The sequence below is a fragment of the Streptomyces asoensis genome, assembly GCF_013085465.1.
Taxonomy (GTDB): domain Bacteria; phylum Actinomycetota; class Actinomycetes; order Streptomycetales; family Streptomycetaceae; genus Streptomyces; species Streptomyces cacaoi_A.
Genome location: NZ_CP049838.1, coordinates 4,853,986 through 4,866,612, shown reverse-complemented (window position 1 = coordinate 4,866,612; position 12,627 = coordinate 4,853,986). Strand labels below are relative to the sequence as shown.

Sequence of the window (12,627 nt, the reverse complement as noted above, 5' to 3'; positions counted from 1 at the left end):
ATCTCATCTTGGCGAAAGAAGGGGCGAGTGCTTTTGGGGCCGCCTCGTCCAACGCGCAGCGACGAAAACCCCCTCCGGTCGCCCGGAGGGGGTTTTCGTTCTTGTGGCTGGGGCCGGGGTCGAACCGGCGACCTATCGCTTTTCAGGCGATCGCTCGTACCAACTGAGCTACCCAGCCACGAGGTTTCACGTGAAACCTCAGCGGTCCTGACGGGATTTGAACCCGCGGCCTCCACCTTGACAGGGTGGCGAGCACTCCAAACTGCTCCACAGGACCAAGCTGTTGTGTACGACAGTGTCGCACACGGTGTTGCGTGCCCCCAACGGGATTCGAACCCGTGCTACCGCCTTGAAAGGGCGGCGTCCTAGGCCGCTAGACGATGAGGGCTATCGGCCCGCCTGGGCGCTTCTCAGCGCGTCGGGGACGTCATGAGCATATGGGATGGCGGGGGGTATCGCCAAAACGGTTTACGGGGCCGTCCTGGAGGGGCTGACGGACGGACCGACGGACGGGCTGAGCGGCGGGCTGGGGGAGGGAGTCGGGGAGGGGCTCGGGGACGGTACGGCTCCGGGCAGGTTCTCCTTCGGGAGATGGCGGCTGACCTCGGCCGTCGTCAGACCCAGGCCGCCGAGTTTGATCTCGTCCCAGGCCTGGAGGCGGCGGGTGTCGCGGTCGAAGTAGAGGATCGACGCCTCGATGGGGTCCGGGTACTTGCCCTCGACGGCACGCAGGCCGCTACCGCCGGTCGAGCCCTCGACGCGCAGCCGCGTGCCCTTCTTCATGACCTCCATGTCCTCGTGGTGGAGATGGCCGGCCAGGACCAGGGGCACCTCGCCGTCCGTGCCCCGGGCGGCGGAGGGCTCGTGGGCGATGGCCACGTCCGCCGGGGTGCCGGCGTCCCGCTGGGCGCGCAGGGCCTGGGCCAGCCGGGCGCCCGCCTCCTCCTGGGACTCCTCGGCGCCCGGCGCGGAGGAGCGGTCGGGGGTGAACTGGGGGTCGCCGATGCCCGCGAAGCGCAGCCCGGCGAGGCTGACCGTGCGGCCGTCGTCGAGGACGTGCACGTTCTTCATGCCCTCCAGGTAGCGCTGGGTGACGAGCGAGTCGTGGTTGCCCCTGACCCAGACGTACGGCGCGCCCAGCGTGGCGATGGGGTCCAGGAAGCCGTTCTCCGCCGCCGAGCCGTGGTCCATCGTGTCGCCGGAGTCGACGATCACATTGACCTTGTACTGCTCCACGAGCGACGCGATGATCTTCCAGCTCGCGGGGTTCAGATGGATGTCGGACACGTGCAGGACGCGGACCGTGGTCGGGTCCGGCTGGAAGGCGGGGAGCGTGGAGGTGACGTCGTAGAGCTTGGTCACGTTGGTGACCAGGCGGGCGAGCTCCTGCTGGTAGACGTCGAACTCGGTGACGATGCTGCGTGCGTTGCCGACGAGCGAGGGCGCGGAGGACAGCAGGCCCGAGAACCGCGGCTCCAGCACCGACTTGGGGTTCCAGGTGGCGTACGCGGTCGCGCCCGAGGCGGCCAGCAGGGTGAGGGCGAGACCGCCGGCGGCGAGGGCGCGGCGGGGACGGCGGTAGACGGCGAGGCCGAGCGCGGTGGCGCCGGAGACCACGGCGACGCAGGAGCGGAGCGCGAGGTCGAGGGTGCCGTGCTCGATGTCACGGGCGACCTCGTCCTGGAGGCCGGAGAGGCGTTCGGGGTGGTCGACGAGGGCCTGGGAGCGCTCGGGGTCGAGCTGGTCGACGTTCACGTCGAGGCGGACCGGGGCGATGTGGCTGTCCAGGCTGAGCGCGCCGAGCGGGGAGATGTTGATCTTCGTGCCGCCGGTGACGGACGGGCGCAGGGTCATCGTCGTGTTCATGGGGCCGACGGACACGCGGACGTCCCCGACGATCAGCAGGCCGAGCCAGGCGCCGATGAGGACGACGGCGGTCAGGCCGAGGGCGCGGATCCAGGGGTTGGGCCGGGCGGCGAGTTCGGGGACCGGGTTCCCGCGCCGGACGGGCTTGGGACGCTTCAGGACTGCGGTGGGGAGACGGGCGCGGACCATTGATGCCCTATGCCCCGGTCCGGGTGTTGGTATGCGGACGGTTCGTGACCTCCCCCCGACCGCCTCGTACCGGACAATGGGCCTGTGCTGGAGATGACGCGCGAGGAGTTCGAGGAACTGGTCGCCGAGGCGCTGGACCGGATTCCGCCGGAGTTGACGCGACTGATGGACAACGTCGCGGTGTTCGTCGAGGACGAACCGGCGGCGGACGATCCCGAGCTGCTCGGGCTGTACGAGGGGACTCCGCTGACGGACCGCGGGGAGTGGTACGCCGGCGTCCTGCCGGACCGGATCACGATCTACCGGGGGCCGACGCTGCGGATGTGCAAGACGCGGGAGGAGGTCGTCGCCGAGACGGAGGTCACGGTGGTGCACGAGATCGCCCACCACTTCGGCATCGACGACGCGCGGCTGCACGCCCTCGGCTACGGCTGAGCCGTCCGGCAGAGGGGCGCGCGTCGGCGCGTGTCTTCTTGCGGGCGCCGGGAGTTGGGCACGTCGACTCCTTACGCCTGCCCCGGAGGTGGCCCCGTGCGCCCCTTGTACGTACCCGTTCGTCTGGCCGCGACGGTCATGGCCGTCGCCGCGGCCGCCGGCTGCATGAGCGTGGGGCACGAGGAGGGCGGCCGGGCCGAGCCGTCGCACTCGGCGGGGCAGCGGGGCGGTGAGGCCCCCGGCGGGGTCTCGGCGGGCTCGGGGGGCGGCTTCGGGATGGGTGCGGCGGGCGGCGACGGCAAGCACGGGCACGGGAAGGGCGACAAGGGCAGGGCGAGCGCCTCGGCGTCGGCCTCGGCCCCGCCGTCCGCGGGCCGGAGCGCGCCGGCCTCGGCGGGGGCGGCGCGGCCGGGCAGGAGCGAGCAGCCGGGGGCGCCGACGCCCACCGGGGCGCAGCCGCCCGCGCCCACGCGCTCGCCGGACCCGGAGCCGCCCGCGCCCACGCCGGAGCCGCCGTCGCCCACGCCGGAGCCGACGGTCGCCGAGCCGTCGTCCTCGGCGCACGAGGACGACGGAGGGCCGGCGGCGCAGCTGGCGGACCGGGAACCGGCGCCGGAGGCGGGCTCGCCCGCCTAGAGCAGGCAGGCTCTTCGGTTCAGGCCCTGGATGGCTGCTGAGCTGCGGTGATGAGGCTCAGTTTGCCTTCGGTGGCCAGGGTGCTTATAGTGGTAGATCGTTTGATCCCATTTGCCCGGCGCCACCGCAGAGCGCGCCGTGTGGCGCGTACTCTCCCTTGCCGTGGCTGACCGCATAGAGGCGGTCGTAGTGCAATGCGAACACGGAGTTGACGGGCGCGTGCCGACTTGAGACTCCGGAAGGTTTCGCATTCGCATGTCCATTTCCAGTACTGATCACTCCGTCGTGCCCGAGAACAACGACGAGCCGATCACCCTCGAGGCGATCGAGGTCACCGAGACCGCCGAGACCGCCGAGGCTGTCGCCGAGGCCATCGCCGAGGCCGTCGAGGCCGTCGTCGAGACGCCCGAGACCCCCGAAGTCACCTTCGCCACCCTCGGGCTCCCCGAGGGCGTCGTGCGCAAGCTCGCGCAGAACGGCGTGACCAGCCCCTTCCCGATCCAGGCCGCGACCATCCCGGACGCCCTGGCCGGCAAGGACATCCTCGGCCGTGGCCGCACCGGCTCCGGCAAGACCCTCTCGTTCGGTCTGCCGCTGCTGGCGTCGCTGTCCGGCGGCCACACCGACAAGAAGAAGCCCCGCGGCATCATCCTCACGCCGACGCGTGAGCTCGCGATGCAGGTCGCGGACGCGCTTCAGCCGTACGGCGACGTACTCGGCCTGAAGATGAAGGTCGTCTGCGGCGGTACGTCCATGAGCAACCAGATGTACGCCCTGGAGCGCGGCGTCGACGTCCTCGTCGCCACCCCGGGCCGTCTGCGTGACCTCATCAACCGCGGCGCCTGCTCGCTCGAGAACGTCCAGGTCGCCGTCCTCGACGAGGCCGACCAGATGTCCGACCTGGGCTTCCTGCCCGAGGTCACCGAGCTGCTCGACCAGATCCCCGGCGGCGGCCAGCGCATGCTGTTCTCGGCCACGATGGAGAACGAGATCTCCACGCTGGTCAAGCGCTACCTGACCAACCCGGTCACGCACGAGGTCGACAGCGCCCAGGGCAACGTCACGACCATGTCGCACCACATCCTGATCGTGAAGCCCAAGGACAAGGCGCCGGTCACCGCCGCGATCGCCTCCCGCAAGGGCCGCACCATCATCTTCGTCCGCACCCAGCTCGGCGCCGACCGTATCGCCGAGCAGCTGCGCGACTCCGGTGTGAAGGCGGACGCGCTGCACGGCGGCATGACCCAGGGCGCGCGGACCCGCACGCTGGCCGACTTCAAGGACGGTTACGTCAACGCGCTCGTCGCGACCGACGTCGCCGCCCGCGGTATCCACGTCGACGGCATCGACCTGGTGCTCAACGTGGACCCTGCCGGCGACCACAAGGACTACCTGCACCGCGCGGGCCGCACCGCGCGGGCCGGCCGCACCGGCACGGTCGTCTCCCTCTCGCTGCCGCACCAGCGCCGTCAGATCTTCCGTCTGATGGAGGACGCGGGCGTCGACGCCGGGCGTCACATCATCCAGGGCGGCGCCGCCTTCGAGCCGGAGGTCGCCGAGATCACCGGCGCCCGCTCGATGACGGAGGTCCAGGCCGAGTCCGCGGGCAACGCGGCGCAGCAGGCCGAGCGTGAGGTCTCCCAGCTCAGCAAGGAGCTGGAGCGCGCGCAGCGACGGGCGACCGAGCTGCGTGAGGAGGCCGACCGTCTGGTGGCCCGCGTGGCGCGCGAGCGTGGCGAGGACCCGGAAGCGGCTGTCGTCGCGGCCGCCGAGGCGGCCGTGGAGCAGAACGCCGTGGCGGAGGCGCCGGCCGAGGCCGCGGTCTCCGAGCAGGCCGCCGAGCGTCCCGCGTACGAGCAGCCGCGTCAGCGCCGTGACGAGCGGGGCAACTACGAGCGGCGTGACGACCGTCGCGACGACCGTGGTGGCCGTTCCTTCGAGCGTCGTGACGACCGCGGTGGCTTCAACCGTGACCGTCGTGACGGCGACCGTGGCGGGTTCCGCCGTGACGACCGCCGTGACGACCGTGGTGGCCGTTCCTTCGAGCGTCGTGACGACCGCGGTGGCTTCAACCGCGACCGCCGTGACGACCGTGGTGGCGCCGGCCGTGACGACCGTGGCGGCCGCTCCTTCGAGCGTCGTGACGAGCGTCCCGCGGGCGGTTTCAACCGTGACCGTCGTGACGACCGCCGCGACGACCGTCGTGACGAGCGCCCCTCCGGTGGCTTCCGTCGTGACGAGCGTCCCGCGGGCGGTTTCAACCGTGACCGTCGTGACGAGCGCCCCTCCGGTGGCTTCCGCCGCGACGACCGTCAGTCGGGCGGCTTCAACCGCGACCGTCGCGACGACCGTCCGTCCACCCACCGTGGCAGCGACCGTCCGTTCAACCGTGACCGTCGCGACGACCGCCCGGGCTTCCGCTCCGGTGGCCACGACCGTCCGGGCTTCCGCCGTGACGACCACCGCGGAACCGGCTCCGGCTCCGGCTCCGGCACGACCGGCCGCCGCGACGACAAGCCGCGCTGGAAGCGCAACGGCTGACGCCGGCTCATATGAGTGAACGCCGTGGCCCCCACCGAACATCGGTGGGGGCCACGGCGTTCTCGTGTCTCCTGGTAACCCCTTTCTGCGGGGCTGTGAAGTGACTGTAGGATCAGCCGACTTGTGAGACGGATGTGAAGGCCGGGGGGCCGGGGACCGTGGATGCCGAGACGCGTCCGGTCCCGTCCGTCTCCGTTCCCGGGGAGGGACCCTCTTGGCCCGTCATGGCTCCGCACGTCTGCGTCTTGTCGCCGCCTCCGCCGTCCTGGCGGCCGGACTGACCCCGCTGCTGCCGTCCACGGCGGTCGCGGACACGCCGCAGGAGACGGTGGTGCCGGCGTCGTTGCGGGACACCTACACGGCGGCGACGCTCCAGTCGTCGTCGACCCACGGCAGCCACGACTCGGCCGGGGCACAGGGGGTCTTCCACAGCCTGGAGGGCACCAGCGGCCTGCTGTGGACGCGTTACGCGGACGGCGAGTCGGTGCGCGTGCCGACGGCGCCCGCGGGGACGGTGGGGACGCCGACCGGCACCGATGTCCTGGCGTACCACCACAGCGATGGCCGGGTCGACTTCTGGGACGCGTCCGACGGCTCCACCCAGAGCCTCCAGGTCCCGGACGGGTTGGGCTACCTCACGTCCTACGACAACCTGACGGTGGCCTTCAAGAACGTGCGGAACGAGGACGGCACGATCGTCCGGGTCATCCACCTGCTGACGCCGGGGCCCGACGGGACCACCGTGGACCGAACGATCACGGGAGGACCGGCCGGTCTCGTCCTCGGGCTGGGTGCGGCGGCGGACGCGCAGACGCTGTACCTGCGTGGCTCCGTGGACGGTCAGGTGGGCCTGGTCGCCGTGGACCGTGCGTCCAGCGAGGTGCGCGGCTGGAGCGGGCCGATTCCCACCGGGTACACCCACACGAACCTGGGCGGTGGACATGTCGTCGTCTTCGCCCAGGACAAGGCGTCGGTCCTGGTGTTCCCGCGTGACCTGTCGGAGGCTCCCGTCGAGGTGGCGCTCAAGGGCGTCAGCGACGGGGTGAGCGCGACCCGGGACCTGGCCCTCGTCGGCGACTGGCTGGTCAACGGGACTTCCTCGACGACCGCGCAGCCCCTCACCGGCGGCGAACCGGTGACCCTGCTCCGGTCGTCGGCGTACGGGACCGCGGCAGGGCCCGACGGCACCGCTGTGAAGATCGGCCGCACGGGCGCCGACGACTGGGGCGTCCAGCGCATCACCCCGGGCGCGGACGGCGGCCCGCCCGTCGTCACGCCGGTCAAGGCCCTGCCCAAACCGCCGTTGTCGATCCAGGGGCTGTCCCTGGACCAGGGGCGGCTCGTCGTTCTGGACCACTACGGCACCGGTGTGCGCTCCGCCCGGGTACGGACCGTCGCCCCGTCCGGTACCCCCTCGTTCGGCGAGCGCAGCAGGCTCACCACCTTCGTCCCCATGGCCGACTGCGCCACCGACGCCGCCTGCGCCCCGGTCCGGGGCCTGGCCGACGGCCGTATCGCCTGGCTCGCACGCGACGGGGCCACCAACATGATCGAGGTCGACGGGCCGGACGCGGACGATGTCTGGGGCCGTCCCGGGCTGCCCAATGACGGGCGGATCACCGACGTCTCGGGCCGCTACCTGCTCTACACGGGACCCGGTGGGCAGTACGTGTACCGGATCGGCAGCATCGACGCCGATCCGGTCGTCACCCGCACCCCCGGACCCGCCGCCCTCTCCGGCAACATCCTGTGGACGACCGGCACGACCCCGGGCAGTGTCACCGCCTACGACCTGACAGCCAGGAAGACGACCGAGAGCCTCGTCACCGACGCGGGCTGCACGCCCACCGAACTCCAGGCGCTGGGCCGGTGGCTGTACTGGACGTGCGAGGGCCGGGCGGGCGTCTACGACCGTACGGCGCACAAGTCCGTGCCGGTGCCGGCCGACGAGGCCGAGCTCGGCGACGGGTACGTCGTCACGCACGACAAGCAGGCCGGGAAGCTGGTCCTCACCACGGTGGCCGACGGCACACCCGCGAGCCGGGTCATCGGTGATCTGCCCGACACGGGCGTCTCGCAGCGGGACGTGCGCTGGACGGTCGACGAGTCCGGTGGGAACGCCGCCTACGTCGACGCCCAGGAGCGGGTGCACCTGGTCCCCTCGGGCGTGCCGCAGCAGCCGTTGCGGCAGCTGGAGCCCGCCCAGAGCGTGACCCAGACCTCTCCCGGCAGCAGCACCCTCACGACAATGCTGCTGTCGAAACCGGCCGCGGGCTGGGTCCTGGACGTGCGCAGCAAGGCGACGGGCAAGCACGTCGGCGGCACGGACGGCGGGGCGGTGCGCGGTGCGTTGAACGTCAACTGGAACGCCACCGACCCGTCCGGGGTGAAGCCTCTTCCCAACGGCTACTACGACTGGACCGTGACCGTCAGCCCCGCCGACGGCGTCGGCGCCCCTCTCCAGGTGCGGGGCACGCTCCGGAAGGTGAACGGCAGCGCCGTGTTCCACGACTACGTGGGACCGGGGGCGAGGCCGGACGGCGCGGGCGACCTGCTGACCATGCCCTCCTCGGGCACGCTGACCTATCAGCAGGGGACGGGCCAGGGCACGTTCTCCGGCCAGGTCAGCGGCAGCGGATGGCCCACCGGTATCAAGGCGGTGCCCATCGGCGACCTGAGCGGGGACAGTTGCAACGACGTCCTCGTGCGGCTCAGCAGCGGGGCGCTGCGGCTGTACCGGACGGGCTGCGGTGCCGCGGTACGGCCGACATCGCCGTACACCACGCTGGGCACCGGCGGCTGGACCCAGTTCGACATCCTGACCTCGCCGGGTGACGTCACGAAGGACGGCCGCCCCGACCTGATCGCCCGCAACCCGTCGACCGGCAGGGTCTACCTCTACAAGGGGACGGCCGCCGGGAAGCTGGCGGCGGCCGTGAAGCTCTACGACAACTGGAAGACGTACAAGAAGATCATCGGCGTCGGTGACCTCAACGGCGACGGCATCGGTGATCTGATCGCCCAGGACACGTCGAACAACCTGTACCGCTACCTCGGGACCGGCAAGGGGACCTTCACGGCGAGGGTGAAGCTGTTCGCGAACTGGGGTGCGTCGTACAACGCGGTCGCCGGGGCGGGGGACATCACGGGGGACGGGAAGGCGGACCTCGTGGTGCGGGACACCCCGGGCGGGCTGTACCGGCTGCCCGGCACCGGGACGGGCACGTTCGGGGCCCGGGTCAAGATCGGCTCCGGCTGGCAGAACCACAAGGGCATTTTCTAGCCAAGTTGTGACGTGTGTCACGCCCTCGGCAGGGGAATTGCTGGGGGCATGACAGATGACGGCACAGCGGGCCGGCCGGCTCCCGGGAAACTCTCGGACGAAGAGCTGCTGGCCCAGCTCGGTTACACCCAGGTCCTCGCCCGCCGCATGTCGGCGTTCTCCAACTACGCGGTCTCCTTCACGATCATCTCGGTCCTGTCGGGCTGCCTGACGCTGTATCTGTTCGGCATGAACACGGGCGGCCCGGCGGTGATCACCTGGGGCTGGGTCGCCGTGGGGCTGATGACCCTGTTCGTCGGCCTGTCCATGGCCGAGATCTGTTCGGCGTACCCGACGTCCGCGGGCCTGTACTTCTGGGCGCACCGGCTGGCGCCCCCGCGGTCGGCGGCGGCCTGGGCCTGGTTCACGGGCTGGTTCAACGTGCTGGGCCAGGTGGCGGTGACGGCGGGCATCGACTTCGGGGCCGCGTCCTTCCTCGGCGCCTATCTGAACCTCCAGTTCGACTTCGAGGTGACACCCGGCCGCACGGTCCTGCTCTTCGCCGGGATCCTGGTGCTGCACGGACTGCTGAACACCTTCGGGGTACGGATAGTCGCCCTCCTCAACAGCGTCAGCGTGTGGTGGCACGTGCTGGGCGTGGGCGTCATCGTCGGGGCGCTGGCCTTCGTCCCCGACAAGCACCAGTCGACGTCCTTCGTGTTCGGCGAGTTCGTCAACAACACCGGCTGGGGCGGCGGGGTGTACGTCGTCCTGCTCGGCCTGCTGATGGCCCAGTACACCTTCACCGGCTACGACGCCTCCGCCCACATGACCGAGGAGACGCACGACGCGTCGACGGCCGGTCCCAAGGGGATCGTGCAGTCCATCTGGACCTCGTGGATCGCGGGCTTCGTGCTGCTGCTCGGCTTCACGTACGCCATCCAGTCCTACGACGCCGCGCTCGCCTCCCCGACCGGCGCGCCGCCCGCCCAGATCCTGCTCGACGCGCTCGGCTCGACCGCCGGCAAGCTGCTGCTGCTCGTGGTGATCGGCGCCCAGCTGTTCTGCGGGATGGCGTCGGTGACCGCCAACAGCCGCATGATCTACGCCTTCTCGAGGGACGGCGCGCTGCCGTACTCGCACATCTGGCACACGGTCAGCCCGCGCACCCGTACGCCCGTCGCGGCGGTCTGGCTGGCGGCCGGCGGCGCGCTGGTGCTGGGCCTGCCGTACCTGATCAACGTGACCGCGTACGCGGCCGTCACCTCGATCGCCGTCATCGGCCTCTACATCGCGTACGTCATCCCGACCCTGCTGCGCATCCGCAAGGGCGAGGCCTTCGCGCGGGGACCGTGGCACCTGGGCCGCTGGTCGAAGGCGATCGGCGTGGTGTCGGTGGCGTGGGTGGCCGTCATCACCGTCCTGTTCATGCTGCCCCAGGTCTCCCCGGTCACCTGGGAGACCTTCAACTACGCCCCGGTCGCCGTCCTCGTCGTGCTGGGCTTCGCGGGGGTGTGGTGGCAGGTCTCCGCCCGGAACTGGTTCCTCAACCCCGAGCACGAACGGACCATCGCCCGCGAGGCGTCACGGGCGGGGGCGCCCGCCGAACTGCCCGAGCAGTGACCGATCTCGATCGCTTCGCGTAGCCCGGCGCGCCCGTGTCTCCGATACCCGATCGGAGACACGGCCACGTCCGGCTATGCTCGGGGAGGCAACATCGCCTGGGCCCTTAGCTCAATTGGCAGAGCAGTGGACTTTTAATCCATTGGTTGTGGGTTCGAGTCCCACAGGGCCTACCGGCGGCAAGGCGGGGGACACCCCCTTCCGGCCTGTGATGCGGCGCCCGGGTCGACTTCGGTCGACCCGGGCGCCGCTTCCGTTCCGGGCCGGTGCGTGCGCGTGTGTGCCGTGCCGTTCTCGGCGCGGCGGCGGGTCGGCAGGTCAGTGGTCGGAGTAGCTGAAGTCCCCGATGGTCCAGGCGCTGACGTCCTCGATCGCCACGCGGTACATCCCGCCCGTCTCGGGGATCCCCACCGTGCCCTGGAGGATCCGGGCGACATGGAAGTGCAGATGCGTGGGCGGCCCGTCCTTCTTCGCGGGGGTTTCGAAGACGGCGGAGAACTCGCCCAGGTGGGCGGAGTCCGTCAGCACCTCCGACACCCTCTGCCGCCACGTGGCTTCGGGGGCCAGTCGACCGGTGATGACAGCACCACCGGTGACCACGGTCAGGGGCATCTGATTGCTCTGCTCGGACTCCACGAGGGCGGCGATGTCAACGATCAGCTCGTCAGGCTTCGGCATGAGATCGGATTCTATGCACCGACCCGTCCGAAGCGGCCCCGCGGGGATACCTCATCGTCGAGCGCCTCAAAATCTGTGATCGCCACAGTAGACATTGGGAACTCTCCTGATTATGGTTTCTCTCGTAGCGGAGATCGACCAAGGCCCGGCAGACATGAACTGCCGGGCGGCAGCAGACGCATGACGGTGCGGCGGTGGAGTTTCGAAGCCAGGTGGTTGCAGGACGGCGACGGGACTGACGGCCGGACCGGGCGGCCCGCAGTGATCAGGGGCCGCCGTGAGCAGGACCGCGGCAGACGCGGTGGCAGTACCCGCAGTACCCGCAGTGCCGCAGCCGGTGCAGCGCCAGGGCCGGCCAGGCGGTGGTGCGATTCCTCAGGGGCCCTGATGCCGTACGGCACCAGGGCCCCTGGAGCGCCCGGGGTCAGTAGGCGGCCAGGGAAATGGCGATGTAGTGCGAGGCGAAGGCCGCCACCGTCAGGGTGTGGAACACCTCGTGGAAGCCGAACCAGCGGGGTGAGGGGTCGGGGCGTCGGACGGCGTAGACCACCGCCCCCGCGCTGTAGAGGAGACCGCCGGTCACCACCAGGGTGAGAACGGCCGCTCCGCCGGCGTGCAGGAAGTCCGGCAGGTAACTCACCGGTGCCCAGCCCAGAGCCAGGTAGCAGGGCGTGTACAGCCAGCGGGGAGCCCTGACCCACAGGACGCGGAAGGCGATGCCGGCCAGCGCGCCCGCCCAGACGATCCACAGCAGCAGGGCTCGCTGGTGGGAGGGGACGAGGAGCACGGCCAGCGGGGTGCAGGTGCCGGCGATGATCAGGAAGATGTTGGCGTGGTCGAGGCGACGCAGCACGGCCTCGCCCAGTGGCCCCCAGTCGCCCAGGTGGTAGACGGCGCTCGTCCCGAACAGCAGCCAGGCGGTGACGGAGTACACGGCGCAGGCCAGGGTCGCCTGAGGGGTCCGGGCCAGGCAGATCAGGACGATGCCGGCGCTCAGTGAGACGGGGACCATCCCTGCGTGGAGCCAGCCACGCAGCTTCGGCTTGATCGGCTCGACCAGGTCGGCCGCCCGCTCCACCAGGTCGGCGACAGGGTGCGGGTTCGCCCCGGCACCGCCTCCGCCGTCGACATCGTCGCGGGACGCGACTTCCCGTCCTGTCCCGGACTTCTGGGCATCATCGGCAACCATTCGATCATGCTAGAAGCCCGCCGGGCCGCCGGGCGCCCACTGCGCCGGTGGCTCCTTCGAGCTCAAACGAGCGGCGGGCGCTCCGTGACCGGGCCGGGAGTACGGTGGCGGTACCGAGCGCACTTCGCACGCCGTCATCCGTTTCGGCGTCGCCCTCGGGGAACGGCAATGCCGGAGCACATCGTGCCCGGTCGGAAATGAGCCGCCC

The 12,627-nt window shown here is 70.9% G+C and carries 8 protein-coding genes and 4 tRNA genes; 6 read left to right on the top strand and 6 right to left on the bottom strand.

Features of this window, described 5'->3' with window-relative positions; genetic code table 11:
• Nucleotides 1–104: 104 nt before the first annotated feature.
• The 4 genes from G9272_RS21695 to G9272_RS21680 all read right to left on the bottom strand — a co-directional run bounded on the left by G9272_RS21695 (nt 105) and on the right by G9272_RS21680 (nt 2,055).
• Nucleotides 105–178: transfer RNA gene (locus G9272_RS21695), tRNA-Phe, on the bottom strand.
• A 24-nt stretch (nt 179–202) separates the two neighbouring features.
• A tRNA-Asp gene (locus tag G9272_RS21690) sits at nt 203–277 on the bottom strand.
• A 38-nt stretch (nt 278–315) separates the two neighbouring features.
• A tRNA-Glu gene (locus G9272_RS21685) sits at nt 316–388 on the bottom strand.
• A gap of 80 nt (nt 389–468) precedes the next feature.
• Nucleotides 469–2,055 carry a metallophosphoesterase family protein gene (locus tag G9272_RS21680; protein WP_171398125.1) on the bottom strand — a complete coding sequence of 529 codons (1,587 nt, stop codon included), beginning with the start codon at nt 2,053–2,055 and terminating at the stop codon, nt 469–471.
• Between the two features lie 84 nt (nt 2,056–2,139).
• Between G9272_RS21680 and G9272_RS21675 the strand changes: the two genes are divergently transcribed.
• The 6 genes from G9272_RS21675 (at nt 2,140) to G9272_RS21650 (ending at nt 10,725) form a co-directional block, all read left to right on the top strand.
• Nucleotides 2,140–2,490 (top strand): metallopeptidase family protein, encoded by a 351-nt coding sequence (locus tag G9272_RS21675; RefSeq protein WP_216377826.1) that lies wholly within the window; start codon nt 2,140–2,142, stop codon nt 2,488–2,490.
• 96 nt (nt 2,491–2,586) lie between these two features.
• Complete coding sequence (locus G9272_RS21670) at nt 2,587–3,126, top strand: hypothetical protein (protein WP_171398124.1); 540 nt, start codon at nt 2,587–2,589, stop codon at nt 3,124–3,126.
• 255 nt (nt 3,127–3,381) lie between these two features.
• Complete coding sequence (locus G9272_RS21665) at nt 3,382–5,667, top strand: DEAD/DEAH box helicase (protein ID WP_171398123.1); 2,286 nt, start codon at nt 3,382–3,384, stop codon at nt 5,665–5,667.
• Nucleotides 5,668–5,881: 214 nt separating this feature from the next.
• Nucleotides 5,882–8,950, top strand: a complete 3,069-nt coding sequence (locus G9272_RS21660) for an FG-GAP repeat domain-containing protein (RefSeq protein ID WP_171398122.1) — start codon at nt 5,882–5,884, stop codon at nt 8,948–8,950.
• A gap of 48 nt (nt 8,951–8,998) precedes the next feature.
• Nucleotides 8,999–10,552, top strand: a complete 1,554-nt coding sequence (locus tag G9272_RS21655; RefSeq protein ID WP_171398121.1) for an amino acid permease — start codon at nt 8,999–9,001, stop codon at nt 10,550–10,552.
• 100 nt (nt 10,553–10,652) lie between these two features.
• Nucleotides 10,653–10,725: transfer RNA gene (locus tag G9272_RS21650), tRNA-Lys, on the top strand.
• A gap of 145 nt (nt 10,726–10,870) precedes the next feature.
• Here the strand turns inward: G9272_RS21650 and G9272_RS21645 are convergent.
• Nucleotides 10,871–11,230, bottom strand: a complete 360-nt coding sequence (locus G9272_RS21645) for a hypothetical protein (protein ID WP_171398120.1) — start codon at nt 11,228–11,230, stop codon at nt 10,871–10,873.
• Between the two features lie 424 nt (nt 11,231–11,654).
• Nucleotides 11,655–12,419 carry a PAQR family membrane homeostasis protein TrhA gene (trhA, locus tag G9272_RS21640; protein WP_253267889.1) on the bottom strand — a complete coding sequence of 255 codons (765 nt, stop codon included), beginning with the start codon at nt 12,417–12,419 and terminating at the stop codon, nt 11,655–11,657.
• Nucleotides 12,420–12,627 lie beyond the last annotated feature (208 nt).